This window comes from Sphingobacteriaceae bacterium GW460-11-11-14-LB5 (genome assembly GCA_002151545.1).
Taxonomy (GTDB): Bacteria; Bacteroidota; Bacteroidia; order Sphingobacteriales; family Sphingobacteriaceae; genus Pedobacter.
Genome location: CP021237.1, coordinates 3,134,519 through 3,152,017, shown reverse-complemented (window position 1 = coordinate 3,152,017; position 17,499 = coordinate 3,134,519). Strand labels below are relative to the sequence as shown.

18 protein-coding genes are annotated in these 17,499 nt (G+C 35.1%); 14 read left to right on the top strand and 4 right to left on the bottom strand.

Annotated features, from left to right (window positions below; genetic code table 11):
* Positions 1-6 precede the first annotated feature (6 nt).
* The 4 genes from CA265_12620 to CA265_12605 form a co-directional block, all read right to left on the bottom strand.
* Positions 7-987 (bottom strand): GTP 3',8-cyclase MoaA, encoded by a 981-nt coding sequence (locus CA265_12620; GenBank protein ID ARS40454.1) that lies wholly within the window; start codon positions 985-987, stop codon positions 7-9.
* Positions 984-1,574 carry a hypothetical protein gene (locus tag CA265_12615; protein ARS40453.1) on the bottom strand — a complete coding sequence of 197 codons (591 nt, stop codon included), beginning with the start codon at positions 1,572-1,574 and terminating at the stop codon, positions 984-986. The genes CA265_12620 and CA265_12615 overlap by 4 nt, the downstream gene beginning before the upstream one ends.
* A gap of 3 nt (positions 1,575-1,577) precedes the next feature.
* Entirely contained in the window at positions 1,578-2,693 is a 1,116-nt protein-coding gene (locus CA265_12610; protein ARS40452.1) for an alanine dehydrogenase, read from the bottom strand.
* A gap of 188 nt (positions 2,694-2,881) precedes the next feature.
* Complete coding sequence (locus CA265_12605) at positions 2,882-3,112, bottom strand: hypothetical protein (protein ID ARS40451.1); 231 nt, start codon at positions 3,110-3,112, stop codon at positions 2,882-2,884.
* A 207-nt stretch (positions 3,113-3,319) separates the two neighbouring features.
* Here CA265_12605 and CA265_12600 point away from each other — a divergent pair, with 207 nt between their 5' ends.
* From CA265_12600 to CA265_12535, 14 genes are all read left to right on the top strand, one after another.
* Positions 3,320-3,904: an RNA polymerase subunit sigma-24 gene (locus CA265_12600; protein ID ARS40450.1), complete on the top strand. Its 585-nt coding sequence runs from the start codon at positions 3,320-3,322 to the stop codon at positions 3,902-3,904.
* A 4-nt stretch (positions 3,905-3,908) separates the two neighbouring features.
* Positions 3,909-4,172, top strand: a complete 264-nt coding sequence (locus CA265_12595) for a hypothetical protein (protein ARS42974.1) — start codon at positions 3,909-3,911, stop codon at positions 4,170-4,172.
* 17 nt (positions 4,173-4,189) lie between these two features.
* A complete protein-coding gene (locus tag CA265_12590) occupies positions 4,190-4,813 on the top strand; it encodes a hypothetical protein (GenBank protein ID ARS40449.1) in 624 nt (207 codons plus the stop codon).
* A gap of 506 nt (positions 4,814-5,319) precedes the next feature.
* Positions 5,320-6,891, top strand: coding sequence for a hypothetical protein (locus tag CA265_12585; GenBank protein ID ARS40448.1), 1,572 nt, complete (start codon positions 5,320-5,322; stop codon positions 6,889-6,891).
* A gap of 151 nt (positions 6,892-7,042) precedes the next feature.
* Positions 7,043-7,309: a hypothetical protein gene (locus CA265_12580; protein ARS40447.1), complete on the top strand. Its 267-nt coding sequence runs from the start codon at positions 7,043-7,045 to the stop codon at positions 7,307-7,309.
* A gap of 64 nt (positions 7,310-7,373) precedes the next feature.
* Complete coding sequence (locus CA265_12575; protein ARS40446.1) at positions 7,374-8,318, top strand: hypothetical protein; 945 nt, start codon at positions 7,374-7,376, stop codon at positions 8,316-8,318.
* A gap of 312 nt (positions 8,319-8,630) precedes the next feature.
* Positions 8,631-9,284 (top strand): hypothetical protein, encoded by a 654-nt coding sequence (locus CA265_12570; GenBank protein ID ARS40445.1) that lies wholly within the window; start codon positions 8,631-8,633, stop codon positions 9,282-9,284.
* Complete coding sequence (locus tag CA265_12565) at positions 9,277-9,936, top strand: glycosyl transferase (GenBank protein ARS40444.1); 660 nt, start codon at positions 9,277-9,279, stop codon at positions 9,934-9,936. The genes CA265_12570 and CA265_12565 overlap by 8 nt, the downstream gene beginning before the upstream one ends.
* Positions 9,937-10,797 (top strand): hypothetical protein, encoded by an 861-nt coding sequence (locus CA265_12560; protein ID ARS40443.1) that lies wholly within the window; start codon positions 9,937-9,939, stop codon positions 10,795-10,797. It abuts the gene before it with no gap.
* Positions 10,794-11,516 carry a hypothetical protein gene (locus CA265_12555; protein ARS40442.1) on the top strand — a complete coding sequence of 241 codons (723 nt, stop codon included), beginning with the start codon at positions 10,794-10,796 and terminating at the stop codon, positions 11,514-11,516. Before CA265_12560 ends, CA265_12555 begins: the two co-directional genes overlap by 4 nt.
* Before the next feature lie 238 nt (positions 11,517-11,754).
* Entirely contained in the window at positions 11,755-13,986 is a 2,232-nt protein-coding gene (locus CA265_12550; GenBank protein ID ARS40441.1) for an ABC transporter ATP-binding protein, read from the top strand.
* Positions 13,987-14,011: 25 nt separating this feature from the next.
* Positions 14,012-15,298, top strand: a complete 1,287-nt coding sequence (locus CA265_12545; protein ARS40440.1) for a hypothetical protein — start codon at positions 14,012-14,014, stop codon at positions 15,296-15,298.
* Between the two features lie 371 nt (positions 15,299-15,669).
* On the top strand, positions 15,670-16,188 hold the full coding sequence (locus CA265_12540; protein ID ARS40439.1) for an RNA polymerase: 519 nt from the start codon (positions 15,670-15,672) through the stop codon (positions 16,186-16,188).
* Between the two features lie 106 nt (positions 16,189-16,294).
* Positions 16,295-17,347 (top strand): hypothetical protein, encoded by a 1,053-nt coding sequence (locus tag CA265_12535; GenBank protein ARS40438.1) that lies wholly within the window; start codon positions 16,295-16,297, stop codon positions 17,345-17,347.
* Positions 17,348-17,499 lie beyond the last annotated feature (152 nt).

The window sequence follows — 17,499 nt, the reverse complement described above, 5'->3', positions numbered from 1 at the left end:
AAAATTTTATCCTCCAATGGTAATCATACTTCTGTTTTGAATGGTAGTGGCATCAATTTTTTCGAAATCGCTTACCAGTTGCCCACCCAATGCTTTCTTTTTGCTCCAAATGGCCGATTGAATGAGTGGGAGCACATCTTCATTTTTCCGCAATGCCGTAAGCAGATCGGTTTCACTATCCGAAAAAAGGCAGTTTTTGAGTTTGCCATCTGCAGTTAAGCGCATCCGGTTACAGGTATCACAAAAAGGATTGGTCATGGTGCTGATAATGGCAAACGAACCTTCATGACCAGGGATCATGAAACTTTTGGCTGTATCGTGTGCTTCTCCTTTAACAGGTAATACGGTGAAATCTTTTTCAACCACAGATAGGATTTCAGCTAAAGAGAACATCTTATTGCTCGTCCACTTGTTTCCGCTAAAGGGCATAAACTCAATAAACCTGATCTGGATGGGATTATGTTTGGTCCAACTGATAAAATCGCCGATCTCATTGTCGTTAAGACCTTTCATCACCACCATATTTACTTTTACCTTGATTTTGTGCTGCAAAAGCAGTTCGATATTACTGCGTACCTGATGGAAAACATCCCTTCGGGTAATCATAAAGAATTTTTCCGGCTGAAGGGTATCTAAGCTGATATTGATGGTTTTAATACCTGCCTCTTTTAAAACCGGGAGCATTTCTGCAATGCGGGTTCCATTTGTGGTAATGACGAGCTCGACCGGAAGTTTACCCAGTGCGGCAATAATTTGGGCGGCATCTTTTCTTACCAATGGTTCACCGCCGGTAAGCCTGATTTTTTTTACGCCATTGGCCACAAAAATTGCTGCGAGCTTAATAATTTCGTCGGTTTGCATGAGCCGGGAGGCAGGGGTAAAGTCGTACTCTTCTTCAGGCATGCAATAAAAGCAGCGAAAATTACAGTTATCGGTAAGCGATATCCGCAGGTAATCGTGTATTCTTCCAAAAGAATCTGCTATCATTGCTGGCTAATTAAATTGTTGTAATCTGTTTCTGTATCAATATCAATTCCTCCACCTTCGAAAATTACGGTTTCCAGCTCATGGGGATGCTGTTTTAATATGTTTTTTGCCCCTTCTGCGCCTTTGAGCGATAAAAGTGCTTCAAAGTAATCCTTTTTGAAGAGGACAGGAGTTCCGATCGTTTCGGCATATGCACTGGCAATGATATTTTTACCCGTTTCTTTCTGCTTTTCGATTAAGTGATTAAAGTTACTCATTTTTATAAAAGCCTGGTCGGCAACTGCAATAATGATACATTCCAATGCACTATTATTTTTGATCATGGATGAAAGTCCGGCAACAATACTCGAAGCCATTCCATTTTTCCAGTTTTCGTTAATCACGATGCTGATCTGATCATTCTGGTGCCGGGCGGCTATTTCTTTAGCATTTGCACCTAAAACAACCAGAACAGGTTTGCAATTTGTGGCTAAAGCTTCATCTATGACGGTTTGCAAGAGTGTTTTTCCCTTGTAATCCAAAAGCTGTTTTGGTCTCCCTAAACGTGAAGAGCTGCCAGCTGCCAATATGATGATGCCCGTTTTCAATGCTTAATTACTTTTTAATTCGTAAACGTGGATCGGTTTTTTCTTCTCTTTTAAAAACATAGCCGAAGCGCCTGTAAAAACCGATTTAATCTCTGCGAGAATAGAAATGGCAATTTCTTCTGCAGTTTCTGCACCAATATCAAGCCCAATTGGCCCATGCACACGTGTTTCGTTTGCCGGTGTTGCTAAATCCAGTTCACCTAACATCCTGATCAGCTTTTTCTTTGGGCCTAGTGTACCAATATAGGGTACTTTTGTATTCAATAGATATTTAAGTAGCTCGAGATCATAATTGTAATTATGTGTCATCAGTACAAAAGCGGTTTGTGCATCTATCTGAATTTGAGCCAAAATGTTTTCAGGTTTGCTCACTAAAACCCTGGTTGCGTTTGTAAAACGCTGAGGCGTGGCATGTGTAGGCCTTCCGTCTATCACCGTTACTTCCCAACCCAAAAGGTAAGCCATTTCGGCCAGAGGCTGTGCATCATTGCCTGCACCGGCTATAATTAATGAAATTGGGGGTTGGATAAACTCCAGAAAGGCATCAATCTGTTGATTTTCAGTTTTATAGTTTTTGAATGTGGCTGTTTTATTCCTGTAAACTTCTTCAGCATCCTGAAGTACTTCATCCTTGATTTCTTTTGAAATTTTAGATAAAACAGGTTCATTTCTAAAGAGCATGCTGGTGCCCAATTGCAGCTTATCTGTTAAGGAAAAAAGTGTTACCAATACGGCATGCGCTCTTTTGCCTTGCAAAGCGGTTAAAATAGCTATGGGGTTTAACGCATCCGCTTCTATAATGGGTTCGAATAAAATATGTACAATACCATTGCAGCCCAGCTGAACACCAAATTTAGCATCATCTTCGTCGGTGGTATCGTAAGTAATGAGTTTGTTCTCCTGCTGTACAATTGCCGAAAGCGCTTTTCGTAACGCATCACCCTCTAAACAACCACCGCTAATGGCACCGGTTAGCTGTCCGTCTTCAGTAATCAGCATCCTGGCACCAGGTCTGCGGTAAGAAGAACCTTCTACCTGAACTACCGTTGCAAGGGCCGTTTTTTTCTTTTCCTTCGTTGCCTTTTGGTACGCCTTTATGATATCGGTAATTTCTTTCATTAGGGATTGATGTAATAGATGATGCAATTTAATCATAATCTATTACAAAATAGCCAAAAGAAAGCCATAAGATATGCTACAATAAAGCAGCGTTCTATAAATGGAGCTAAATTAACCCTGATGAAAGTTTTTTCTAACTTTTATGTTTTTTAGAGTGGTAATTTCTGCTTTTTAAGGAAAATATGGGGTTAAAAAGGTTCGGAATGAAAAATTTCGAGATTAATGCAGCGCAAACCAATACTGTTAAACAGTTCAGTAATTTCTTTTGTCCAGTCTCTTGGCGAATCGACCCTAAGGATTTTATCAGAATCCCATAAATCGATATTCCATTTAATTTCTTTGAACTGGCTGTTCAGCAATGGACTGATTACGTTTAACTCGCTATCCGTAGATACATTTGTTTTGAAAACGGCTATCATATAGAAAAGTTTTTAGGTTTATTATGAGCTGTAGACGTACAACTTTAAAAATTACTTTAAATCAGAATGATTTTTTTAAATATTTTTATTTAGCTCCATCAGCATACAGGCCTTTTTATAAAAAAAATATAAAATAATTTGTAAGGATATTTCATTCCCTGCGACTAATCAATTAAGCAGTATATTTATATAAGATAATACCAAAACATGCAGAACGAAACGGATAGAGAATATACAGTTAAGAACGTTCATTCAGACCCACTAAGTTGGGTAGAAAAATATGCTGATTACCTGTATGGCTTTGCGATGTTGAGCGTAAGAGACGAAAATGTAGCTAAAGATTTAGTACAGGATACTTTTTTGGCAGGTTTACAAAGATTAGATCGCTTTGAGGGAAATAGTAAAGAGAAAACCTGGCTAACGGCAATTTTAAAAAACAAAATAGCTGATTTTTACCGAAAACGTTCTGCTAATAAGATAATGGACGCAGGAAACGAACTGAAGGATTTTTTTGATGCAGAATCAGGACACTGGACTGAAAAAGATTATCCAAGAGCATTTGGTTTGGAAATAGATAACCCTTTAATGATGAAAGAACTGGGTGCTATCTTGAATGACTGTTTGACCAAACTTCCTGGCTTATGGTTTTCTGTATTTTCAATGAAACATATGGACGATCTCACGTCAGAGCTGATTTGTACCGAATTAAAACTCAGCACTGCTAATTTCTGGGTGATTATGCACCGCACAAAACTTAACCTGAGGGCCTGCCTTCAAAAAAACTGGAACTGATATGATAAGTGCACTGAGAAATATGATCAATAACTGTAAACAGGCTACTTTTTTAACTGAAAAAAAAATAGCTGGAAAAATTACTGTAGCAGAGACCTTGCAATTGCATGTTCATTTGGCTGGTTGTTCTGTGTGCAGGATTTATCAGCAACAAAGTATGTTGATTAATCAGGCCTTTGTAAGTTTCAAAAACAACGATTTTAAACTGGACGAAGCATTTAAAAAAAACTTAACCGAGAAAATTGAAAAAGAAATAAATAAAAATTAATTTTTATTGTAAGGTTAATGTTTCCGGTTCGACTAAGAGGTAAAAAACATAAAGACAAAATGAAAAGAATTATTTTATTTACAGCCTTAGCTGTTGTATTATCGCTACAAACAAAAGCACAAAAGGGTTTAAAAGAAGGAGATCAAGCGCCAATGTTTAATGGAGTAGATCAAAACGGTAAAACAGTGAGCCTGAAAAGTGCGCTCAAAGCACACCGTTCTGTGGTATTATTCTTTTACCGCGGTCAGTGGTGCCCCTACTGTAACAAACACATTAAAGAACTTCAGGATTCTTTAAACTTGTTAAGTGGGAAAGATGCTTTCGTTATTGGTGTTACACCCGAAACGAAAGAAAACATTGATAAAACAATCAAAAAAACCAGTGCCGGATTTTCTATCCTTCAGGATAAAGACGATGAAATTATGAAAGCCTACAATGTAAACTTCATGATGGACGAAGCTACCTTCATCAAATACAAAGGCTATGGTATAAATCTGGAAGACAATAACGGTAATACCCGGCATACCTTACCCGTTCCGGCAACCTATATTATCGATCGTTCAGGTAAAATTAAATATGTTCATTTCGATCCTAATTATCAAAAAAGAGCCTCGGTAAAACTTTTGCTTTCAAAACTTTAAGTCGGGTTAAAAAGAATTTATTTAGAAACACCCACCACCATTTTTTATTGGGAGTGGGTGTTTTTGTTTTAAAGCACTTTTTTATTTGCGATATCAAAAAAAAATCAAAAATTAGGCGTATTTGCTAAAACGTTTTATTTTATTCTGTAATTGTATTCTGTATAATTTGTATGTTTATTTTTATTTTTATGTATTCTTGTATGTATTTATTTTGTATTTATTTTTTGTTTGTTAATGCCTTTTTTCTATCTTCGATTATCTTATCTTATAATAAAGTTATTTAAGAAAGACGCTTGAAATTTGGCATTTCCATGACCTTGATGGAAGAAGCCACTGCAAATTATTACAGTTGCCAAGCAATTACTATTTTATTTGAATAATGAGAGTGGCTTTTTGCAGATTGCTGTTTTCTGTTAATCAAATAAGAAGATAAAACAATATGGAGTATTTCTGGGGAGATCCTGGATTATCCTTTGTTTTTTATCGATAGCTAACCATTTAAATCTATGAGTCAATATTCAAATGCCGTTGCGGTAACCCGTTTACTGTTGAAAACCCTTTTTGTTAAACATAGCGTCTACGGACTAACGCAAAAGTTGGAGGATCATCCTGAATATCCAAGTTTATTGTCTATAAGCGATTGTTTAACCGAATGGCAGGTAGCGAATGCAGCCATTAATATTGATAAAACTACTTTTAAAGACATAAATTGCCCTTTTGTAGCCCATTTTGCTAGCAATGGAGGGAGTTTTATACTGGTACAGGCTGTTAATGATCAGGAAATAGTATACAGTGACGAGAAAAAGCAAAAAGCTATTTTGCCGATAAAAGAATTTCTGCAAAAATGGAGTGGTACAGTATTGTTGGCCGAGGCAGATAAAGAAAGTAAAGAGCCTGAGTATGGTAAAAATAAATGGAAAGATCTTTTCCAAAGTATGAGGTTGCCCATACTGATTATTACAATAGTTTTAGGAATAATTCTGGCGTTATTGAATACAAGCTTAAGCGCTGTCTACTTTGTCTTACTAATTATTAATTTATTTGGTGTTAGTGTTACCTCATTATTGCTAATCAATAGTATTGGTAGTAGTAATCCTTTGGTACAAAACCTATGCAGCTTGGGCAATAAAAATGGTTGTAATGCGATCCTTAAATCAGATGCTGCTAAACTTACTTCGTGGCTTTCATGGGGCGAGGTAGGATTTTTCTACTTTACTGGTTCAGTCATTACACTTCTCATTAACCCTGGTAGTTTGGCAATAATGAGTTGTTTGAATTTACTTGCGCTGTCTTATACTATTTATTCTATTTCTTATCAGTATCGCTATAAAAATTGGTGCCTGTTGTGCTGCATGGTACAAGGCTTATTAGTAATCGCAAATATTGTAGCTTTCAGCTTTGGACTTTGGCCTTTTAGCTTTTCAACTTTTAGTTCTAGTATTTTCATTCAAATAATTTTTTATTTCTTGCTTCCTGTTACAGTTTGGTACACATTTAAACCATTCTTTACTAATTCGATACAGTTTAAACCACTAAAATTACAGCTTAAAAAATTTAAATATAATAGTGAACTATTTAAGCAGGTATTAATAAACCAATCACGTTATGCCATAGGTGATGAAATGATGCCAGTAACACTAGGCAATCCAAATGCTGAAACGGTAATTACCATGGTAAGCAATCCATTTTGTGGACCATGTGCCAAGGCACATCAAACTATTAATGAATGGTTAAAATATCGTGATGATCTGCAGGTGAAAATTATTTTTACCACCGCCGACCATGATGATGATAAAAAAACAAAAGTGTCCCGACATATCAGTGCATTGACTACATTGAACAATGCTGATCTCTTAGGAAAAGCATTAAATGATTGGTATGCGCAAGGTGCGCAGAATTATGAAATCTGGGCACAGAAATATCCTATAACATTTAATGGTGAAATGAATGAGGTAACTAAAAAACAAAAAACTTGGTGTGATATGGCAGAAATTGCCTTTACGCCTACCATTTTGGTAAATGGCTATAAACTGCCAGCGCCTTATCTCTTGGAGGATATCAAATATTTGATTACTTAAAGGGACAAACCGTTTTGTACAAAAGAGGGGCAGCCAGTTCGAAATGTACTGCCCCAGTGAACTACCATGTGGTTATAAAATACATGGAGCCATAAGTAACCCAGCTTGGAAGGGCTACAAAAACTTTAAAACCAAATTTAAGCATTAAACAATGAAAAAATTAAGTTTAAAACCAAATGCCTTTAAGAAAGGTGAAGTACTGACCAGGGCGCAATTAAAAAAAGTAATGGGAGGAACAGGAAGTGGTATTGGTAATTGTCAGGAAAACTATTATCTCTCTTGTACAACTCCAGGTGGCAAGGAGGATTGGTGTAGGTCTTCGATTAGTGGCGATGCTACAGCTGCATGTAATGCAATATATCCTGCCTACAATGGATCAGGTGTGAGTGGTGAGTGGGGTGTTATTATACGCCCGTAATTTTTCAATCCCTATTCAACCTGTGGTTGTTGTTAATAACCACGGGTTGATAATATATGGAAATATGAATAATAAATTCGAATTTTTGTTTTTTCTTATATTAATTTTAATTGGATGTCAGAATAATAACTTACCAGTTAACAATATTTCTAAATCTAACAGTATGCCTGTAGTTATGTCTGGAGGACATATTATTTTTAAAGGTACTATTCAAGATACAATTAATGTAAATTTTATATTGGACACCGGGGCACCATACACCTTGATATGCGATTCTACATTTGCTCAAAGAATTGGCCTAACCAAGATTGAGCAAGGGCCAAATAATACCAGATATAAAAGAGTTCAAAGTGCCGAAGAAGAAAATAAGTTTCAAAGAATGTTAATTACGTTTGCTTTTGGAAAAGTAAATGGAGTGTCTAAGTCGCATGCTATTATCGACATGAAAAGAATAATTGGGGACAAAGCAGAATTGTTAATCGGAATGGAGTTTATGAAAAACTATATAGTTGAAATAAATTATTTTAATAATACCATTTCCTTTAATAAGGGGAACATCTCAAATAAAAATAAACTAATAGATAGTATAAGGATAAACCCAGTTGATAAATCTAAATTACGATACGAAGTTCTCGCAACCTTTTATACTCAAAGAGGGGATAGTTTTAAAGAAAGATGTATTATTGATTTAGGGGCGAGTGGAGGTACGATCGGTTTCTCTACACGATTAGTTAAAAAACACAACCTTTTATATGGAATAAATCTAAAACCTGAGATCAAAAGAGAAGGGACTACAATGAAAGGAGAAGTAATGACTGGTCACTTTGCAACACTTAAGGCTATCAAAATAGGAAAATTTAAGATAGATACACCTTCAGTATTTTTTCACACCAATAAAACTGGGATGACCGCCGCAGAACCATCTTTAATTGGAAATTATATTTTAAGAAAATTTGGACATATATACATATCTTTTAATAAGAACATGATATACATTACAAAACCTTAACCTAAAATGATTTTATGAATGAAATTGGTCATGGAAGTAAAAACTAATCGTGTTAGTATTTCAGTTTTAACTTTTATCATAGACCTAATTAAGGAACATCTCATATTTAAGTCAGTCCAATAATAAATAGCCTAAGTGTTTAGTAGCGAAGTGGTTATGTGATTTAAAATAAAATGGGATCTTGATCTTTAACTTACAATAAAATAAACTATATATTTCTTATAAGTGCAGGCTTTTTATCCTAATGTTAATTAGTCTAACATCTTAATCTGAACTCTTGATGAATAAAATATAATTTTGAAGACTCCGAATATGAAAAAAAACATTCCTACTTTTATCATTAACCTTAAAAAACGGACTGATCGTAAATGTCATGCATTTAAAGAATTTAATAAAAAATCAGAATTTAACTTACAAATTATAAATGCTATTGAAAATAAAAATGGGGCATTAGGGTTATGGAGTACCATTAAACATATAATTGAAAATTTAGTATCAAAAGATGAATCATATATCCTGATCTGCGAGGATGATCATCAATTTACAAAGCATTATTCAAATGATTTTTTGTTTAGCAAGATAGTCGCTGCAAAGGAAAAAGATGCAGACGTCTTATTAGGCGGGGTTAGCTGGTTTAGTGACGTCCTAGAAGTTTCTGATGACTTATTTTGGGTAGACCAGTTTACCGGTTTGCAATTTGCGATAATATTTAGAAAATTCTTTAGAAACATCTTAGAGGCTAAATTTATGGAACAGGATGTAGCAGATCGAAAAATTGCTGATTTAACACCCAATAAGTTTTTAATATATCCATTTATATCTATCCAAAAAGAATTTGGCTATTCTGATGTAACCATTAAAAATAATAAAGAGGGGTATGTTACCCAAATTTTTGAAAAAGCTAGTATGGTTCTTAATAGTTTAAATAGAGTAAAGCAATTTTATAAGCCAAACCTATATGAGTAATCACGAAGATATTATCTTACCTACATATGTGATCAATCTTAAAAGCCGGAATGAAAGATTACACCATATTTTACGACAATTTAAAGCCAGGCCAGAGTTTAACGTTCAACTTGTTGAGGCTTGTGAACATAAAATTGGAGCAATAGGCTTATGGCAGAGTATAGTTAAAATCACAGAAATGGCTATAATAAATGATGATGATGTAATTGTCATATGTGAGGACGATCACGAATTTACAGCTCATTATTGTAAGGATTATTTGATCCAAAATATTATTGAAGCTCATGACCAAGGTGCTGATATTCTCTCTGGTGGGATTGGCGGCTATGGACAAGTTGTACCATTAACTAAAAATAGATATTGGCTCAATACGTTTTTATCTACTCAATTTATTGTAGTCTATAAAAAAATATATAAAAAAATCCTAAACTATAAATTTAAAAAAACAGATGTTGCAGATTTGGTTTTAGCAGGGTTAACCAGCCATAAAATGGTGCTATATCCCTTTATTTCTCGGCAAAAAGATTTTGGATATTCAGATATTACCCCAATGCACAATGAACAGCCCGGTTTGGTGCAAGATATGTTTAAAAGAACCGAAGAAAGGTTACAGAGAATTCAGGAAGCTTATTTAAAATATTCTAATTTATAAATGGTCATCATCAAACTTATGGGGGGGCTAGGTAACCAAATGTTTCAATATGCTTTTGCTTTGATACATATGTTAGGAAATAAAGAAGTAAAATTCGATCTTTCGTATTACGATAGCGATAATAGACATGGTGGTTATTGGTTGGATAAAGCATTCAATATTAATATTGCAAAAGCAAATAAAAGAGATGTTTTCTATTTTATAGAAGCGATAAAAGATGAAGTTGGCAACTTAGGCTATAGGTTAAAGTCCGACAAATTTATCATTGAGGAGGTATTAGAAGAAGAGTCTAGCTATAATCCTGATTTAGCAAATCTGGACGGCGCTCATTTTTCAGGTTACTGGCAAAACGTTAATTATTTTAAGAAAATTGAAAACGAAGTTCGACATCAATTCAGATTTAGGGAATTAGAAAAAGCAGATTTAGGAAATCTAGCAAATAAAAAACAGATCTTAGATAGTAATGCTGTTAGTATTCATATACGAAGAGGTGATTATTTGCAATCGCCAATCCACTTGAATTTGGGGCTAGAGTATTATGCAAATGCAATTGAATATATCGAAATGAAGACCAATGAACCATGGTTTTATATTTTTACGGACGATATGCATTGGGCGAAACAAAATTTGGGACAAGTAAATAATATCCAATATGTAGAAACCAATAAAAAAAATAAATGCCATTTGGATATGTATCTAATGAGTTTATGCAAGCACAATATAATAGCCAACAGCACTTTTAGCTGGTGGGGGGCATGGTTAAATAATAATCCGAATAAAATAGTAATTACCCCAAAAAAATGGTTCAATCACAGTAAAAATATTGATGGGATTTTGCCTAAAGAGTGGATTAAGTTATGAAGATTGCTATTCTATATATCTGTACTGGCAAATACGCTATGTTTTGGGATGGTTTTTTCCAATCGATGGAAAACTATTTTTTGCCCAAAATTACCAAGCACTATTTTGTATTTACTGATCAGAATATAAAAATAAAACCAATTAACAAAAGGGTACATCTCATTGAACAAAAGCATTTGGGTTGGCCATTTGATACACTGTTGAGGTTTCATATGTTTTATGAAATTAAAGATCAACTAACAAAATTTGATTATGTATTTTTTTTAAATGCAAATATGAAATGTGTTGCAGTAATTGACGAAACTATTTTGCCCAAAAAAGAAGATTTAATCGCAGTTGTGCACCCAGGTTTTCACAATCAATCAAGAGAAAATTTTACATACGAAGAAAATCCCAAATCTCTAGCATATGTTGAGAGAAATAGAGGCAAATATTATTTTATGGGCGGATTTAACGGCGGCAGGTCCCGCGCTTACATTAAATTAATAGAAGCATTGGCTTACCGAATTGAAAAAGATTTGAAGAAAGGTATTATCGCTGTTTGGCACGATGAATCGCATTTGAATAGGTATTTGCTTCATCGACTTGTTAAAAAATTAAGCCCGGCATACGGATATCCTGAGGGACTGGCGTTACCATTTGAAAAAAAGATTTTGATTCTAAATAAAAATAAGCTTGGTGGTCATGATTTTTTAAGGTCTAATTTTTTAGCAAAATAGAAATGAAATGTTTCAAAATATTGAATTGTTACCTCTGGGAGTTAGAGTATTGTATCAATCTTTTCTATTTCTGATTTTGGGCTTGGGCATATGATATAATTATGGATAATACATTTTTCTATTATAGAGCGGGTTCTAATTGGAACGGAATTTCTGCAAAGGGTAAAGCATCAAATACATATATTTTAGATAAAATTATTGATTTAACATTGAAAAATTTAGTACCCAAAAGGGAAAAATGAACAAATTGTTCCTGATAAAAGCACCATATAATATATCTATATTGAAAAACTTCACCCACTATAAACAACCCGATCAAATGGATTGTGGCCCTACCTGCCTGCGTATGGTGGCCAAACATTATGGTAAAAATTTTACGCTTCAAAGGGTAAGAGAAATCAGTGGCATCAATCGCGAAGGTGTTTCCATGTTGGGCATTAGCGAGGCTGCTGAAAAGATAGGCTTCCGTACTTTAGGAAGTAGATTGACTTTGGATCAACTTTTGGAAACAGAGCTGCCGGTAATTCTGCACTGGAACCAAAATCACTTTGTAGTACTCTATAAAGTTAAAGGAGACAAATATTATGTTGCCGATCCGGGTAAGGGTTTAATTGTGTATAATCAAAGTGAATTTGTACGGCACTGGTTAAGTACACATGATAATGGACATAGCCAGGGGATTGCGTTAATACTTTCACCAAGTCCGGCATTTTATGATCAGGAAGGAGATAAAAATGAAGGTATTAACTTTACTTTTTTATTGCGTTACCTTTATCGTTACAAACAACTAATTGGTCAGTTGTTTGTAGGCTTAGGGGTTGGTACCTTATTGCAGCTCATTGTACCTTTCCTTACACAGGCTGTGGTTGATATCGGTATCAATACCAAAAACCTTAACTTCATCTACATCATCCTGATTGCACAGACCATGTTGTTTTTAGGACGGATGAGTGTAGATTTTATCCGTTCTTGGATTTTACTGCATGTTAGTACAAGGATCAATATTTCTATTCTGACAGATTTTTTGATCAAGCTGATGAAACTGCCCATGAGCTTTTTCGATACTAAAATGACAGGGGATATTATGCAGCGGATGAATGATCAGCAAAGAATTGAAAGCTTTTTGACCGGGTCTACTTTGAATACCATATTCTCTATGTTTAATTTGGTAATATTTACCATTATACTGGCCTATTACAACATCAACATATTTATCATATTCTTAGTAAGTAGTGTACTCTATTCCCTATGGGTAATGGCTTTTTTAAAAAGGCGCAGAGATTTGGATTTTAAGCGCTTTGATATCTCATCAAAAAACCAGAGTAGTGTGGTACAGTTAATTGGCGGGATGCAGGAAATAAAGTTGAATAATTGTGAGCAGCAAAAACGTTGGGAGTGGGAGCGTTTGCAGGCAGGATTATTTAAGTTTAGTATTAAAAGCCTTTCTTTGGGGCAGTTTCAGCAGGCAGGAGCATTTTTCATTAATGAAGGTAAAAATATCCTGATTACTTTTTTGGTCGCTAAATCAGTAATAGATGGTGATCTTACACTGGGGGGAATGATGGCCGTGCAGTATATAGTAGGGCAGGTAAACAGTCCGATTGAGCAATTATTGGGTTTTATACAATCTTTTCAGGATGCCAAAATTAGTTTAGAAAGGCTAAATGAAATTCATAAAATGGAGGATGAAGAACCGTTGACAAGAAGCTTTTTAAAGGAGCTTCCGGCAAACCAAAGTATATTGATCAATAATGTAAGTTTTACTTATCCTGGTGCTGGTAATGAGCCTGTGTTAAAAGGAATAGATTTAAATATCCCTCACGGAAAAACCACTGCTATAGTCGGTATGAGTGGTAGTGGGAAAACGACGATACTAAAACTTTTGCTGAGATTTTACAGCCCTCAAAAAGGAGATATCAAGGTCGGATCAAGCTACCTTGATCAAATCGGTTATGGCTATTGGCGCATGCAATGCGGTACAGTAATGCAGGATGGTTTTATCTTTTCTGATAGCATTGCCAAAAATATTGCAGTGGCAGATGAATATCCTGATCCAGCCAGGCTACAGCATGCGATTAAGATGGCCAATATTGAAGATCTGATCGAAAGTTTGCCTTTGGGATTAAATACCAAAATTGGTGCTGAAGGCAATGGAATTAGTGCAGGGCAGAAACAACGGATTTTAATTGCACGTGCAGTTTATAAAGACCCAGCCTATATCTTTTTTGATGAGGCCACCAATGCCCTTGATGCCAATAATGAAAGCGTAATTATGGATAACCTGGAAGAATTTTTTAAGGGAAGAACCGTAGTTGTAGTTGCCCACCGTTTAAGTACCGTAAAAAATGCTCATAATATTGTGGTGGTTGATAAAGGAATGATTGTAGAACAAGGTACACATGCTGAACTGACAAAAATGAGGGGTGAATACTTTAATCTGGTAAAAAACCAGTTGGAATTAGGTGCTTAGGCGAAAGACTAAAATTGAAATAAATATGCCATCATATAGAGAAATAGTAACCGTACATAGCGAGGAAGTAAGTGAAATTATTACTGCGGTGCCCTCATGGATATTAAGACGTGGAATTACTTTGATATTTCTGGTTTTGCTTTCAATTGTTTTGATGTCTGCACTTATCCGTTATCCTGACATTATTAAAACTTCTTTAAAGATAAATTCATTAAATGCGCCTAAAGAAGTAATTGCGCATCAGCAAGGCAAACTGGTTAAAATTTTGGTGAAAGAGAATATAATGGTTAACAGTGGTGAGCCACTTGCCTTTATAGAAAGTACAGCCAGGCATGAAGATGTACTTATTTTTGCAACAAAATTAAAAGCTTTAAGGGAATTAGTAAACACTGGAAAACCCATCAATAAGGTGAATTTCGAGACCAAAGGTCTTAATTTAGGAGAATTACAAAACAGTTACCAGTCTTTTTATCAAGAATATATCCAGTTTGCAAATACACAATCTGGCGGTTTCTATCTTGCCCAAAAAGCTTACTTACAAAGAGATATTGGTGAAATACGGAAATTAGAACAGCAGATTTTGCAACAGAAACAGGTACAGGAAAAAGAATACGCAAATATAGCTGAAGAATACGAAGCTTATAAAAAGCTTAAAAGTAAAGAAGTGATTTCTAACAGCGAATTTAAACAGCAGGAAAATAAATATCTTTCTGGTAAATATCCACTGCAGCAAACAGCTACGGCACTGCTCAACAACAACAGTAGCTACCTTAATAAGCAAAAGGAATTGGCTACTTTAGAGAACACCATACGGGAACAACAGGCAAAATTCGTTCAAGCGTTGAATAGTATTATTAGCGACACGGAAGGCTGGTTATTGAAATATGTTGTTTCTTCAACGTCAAAAGGCCACGTAAGTTATGTAGGTATTTTGCAGGAAAATCAGAATGTAATAATGAACCAGCCACTCTTTATGATCAATCCTGGTAATAGTAATTTTTTTGGTGAGGTCCAGATTCCGCAATATAATATGGGCAAGGTGAGGATAGGGCAACGGAGTCTGATTAAATTGCGTAGTTACCCTTTTGAAGAATTTGGTGTGATTAATGGAAAGGTAAGTTATATTACAGATTTTGCATTGAAAGACAGTGTGTTCCTTGCTAAAATAGATTTCCAGCAATTTGAAAAAAAAGATGCCGAACATACCATTATACTTAAACCTGGAATGGTTGCAGATGTTGAAATCGTAACAAAAGAAAGCTCTTTATTGCAGCGGTTTATGCGAAACCTGAATAAGATTTTTGACAAGTAAATATAAATCATAAAAAATTTATTGAAATTTACATCCCTATTAAAAAACACCCGCTGCCATTTTTTATGGGCAGTGGGTGTTTTTTTAATTAAACGACAATCTTCCAATTAAAATAGAAGCTTTCTTAGTGGAAAAAATCCTTTGTGAACCCTTGGTTTTTAGGGTTTTCAAGGAAAGGTGAAAAGAATATATCCTATTGTTTAGTATTTATGAACATAAAATATGCAACCTAAATGTTACTTTTGAAAAATACTTATAAAGGAACCCCATTTATATAAGTAGATCATAACCAAACAAAGCGTGCCACTAACATGGACAAAAAGAATATTCTGGGTGAGGACATTTCTCTGCATAGTTTGTGGTGGGAGGCCATGTGTTTAGGTGAAAAAGATGCTTTCCTTAACTTGTATAAAAGTCTTTACCGGAGTTTAGCTGGATTTGGTTTACGCGTTTGTAACGATGCTGAAGTAGTTACTGATACTTTAAACCAGGTTTTTCTCGAACTGTGGGAGAAACATGATGCACTTCCCAGGGTGGAACAGGTTGAATCTTATCTGCGTACCATTCTGAAAAGGAAGATTTTAAAGAAAATCGCTCACGAACAGCGGTTAAATAAGGCCATTTCAATTATCGTTAGAGAGGACGAAGATCTATTAGAGATGCCTTACGAAGAACTGATTGTAAAAATACAATCTGATGAGCTGGTTAAAGCCAGTTTACTTGCGGCTTTAGAAAAACTGACCCCTCAGCAACGAAAATTGATTCAGTTGCGCTTTTACGATGGTTTGAGTTATGAAGATGTGGCTAAAAGAAGCCAATTAACCGTTAGAACGGCTTATAACACCATTTATACCGCCCTCAAATTCCTCCGTACTCACCTTAAATTTTAGCTGTTTGTAATTGTATTTTAAAGCTGTTTTAAAATAAATTAAAAAAAAAGCGAAAAAAACTTGGTAAAAGTTTAACATTCTGCGCACTGGTATTAAAAGCGCTGTAATGATTGACGAATATAAATACCCGGAAGATTTTTTAATGGATGATACCTTTAAGCAATATTGCGAGGGTAGCAGCAAAAAATGCGTTCTTTTTTGGGAAGATTGGATTGCCAAAAATCCTGAAAAGCATAAAACAGTTGATGCTGCCAAAAAATTATATGGGGTATTAAGCGGTAATTTAAAACCTGTTGATCAACAGGTGGATTACCTGACCAGCATGATATCGCCCGTAGTAAAAATCAGGAGATTTAAGACAATACATTACGGCATTGCTGCTTCCATTTTTGTTGTTTTATTTTTAGGGCTCATCTATTTTAATTATACCAGGCGAGCTGAAGTATCACTATACGCTGAAAACTTTGTAGCGAAAAAAGGGGAGAAGAAAAAAATCGTATTACCTGACGGTACCTCGGTATATCTTAATGGTGATAGCAAAATCGAGCTGGGAGAAAATTTTAATCAAAAAGATCGAAACGTTAGATTAACCGGAGAAGCTTATTTTGATGTAAAACACAATGCACAGAAACCTTTCTACGTGCGTACCAAGGATTTTAAGATCACGGTATTGGGTACCGCTTTTAATGTTAAAAGTTATAACAACGAAAACGAATCGGCGGCAACCTTAGTTCGGGGCTCTATTAAATTAGAAGATAATAACGGATTGAATAAAAACACCATTATTCTTAAGGCCGGGCAAAAAATCACCTATCATTTTGTAAAAGATCAATTGAATCTGAGGCCATCGCTTGGGAGTGCAGACGATAAGTTGCCTAAAATTGAAGTCAATAATCTTACGATGGTGAACAAAGAGGTCGTGGAATCGGCCTGGACACATAATAATATCGTTTTTTTAAACAACAATTTTGAGGAGATCAAAGAGCGGCTTGAGCGTTGGTTTAATGTCACTATAGAGTTTGAGGATAAAGAAGTAGCTGCCTACGTTTATACGGCAAATTTCAAAAACGAAGATATTTTAACGGTATTGCAGAAAATGCAGGAGGTAAAACATTTTAAATTCAAAAAGAAAGGAGAGCTGATTACGATAACCAAATAAACAAACTAACCAAAATAAACCTGTATCAAAAGAAAAAAGAAGGGGATTGCTGCAACAATTCCCCTTCAATAATTTTTTTGATCTTCTTTTTAATCTGAGGCTTCATTACACAAAATGCGCAGCCTCAAATAAACCAACCAAAAAACAAAAAT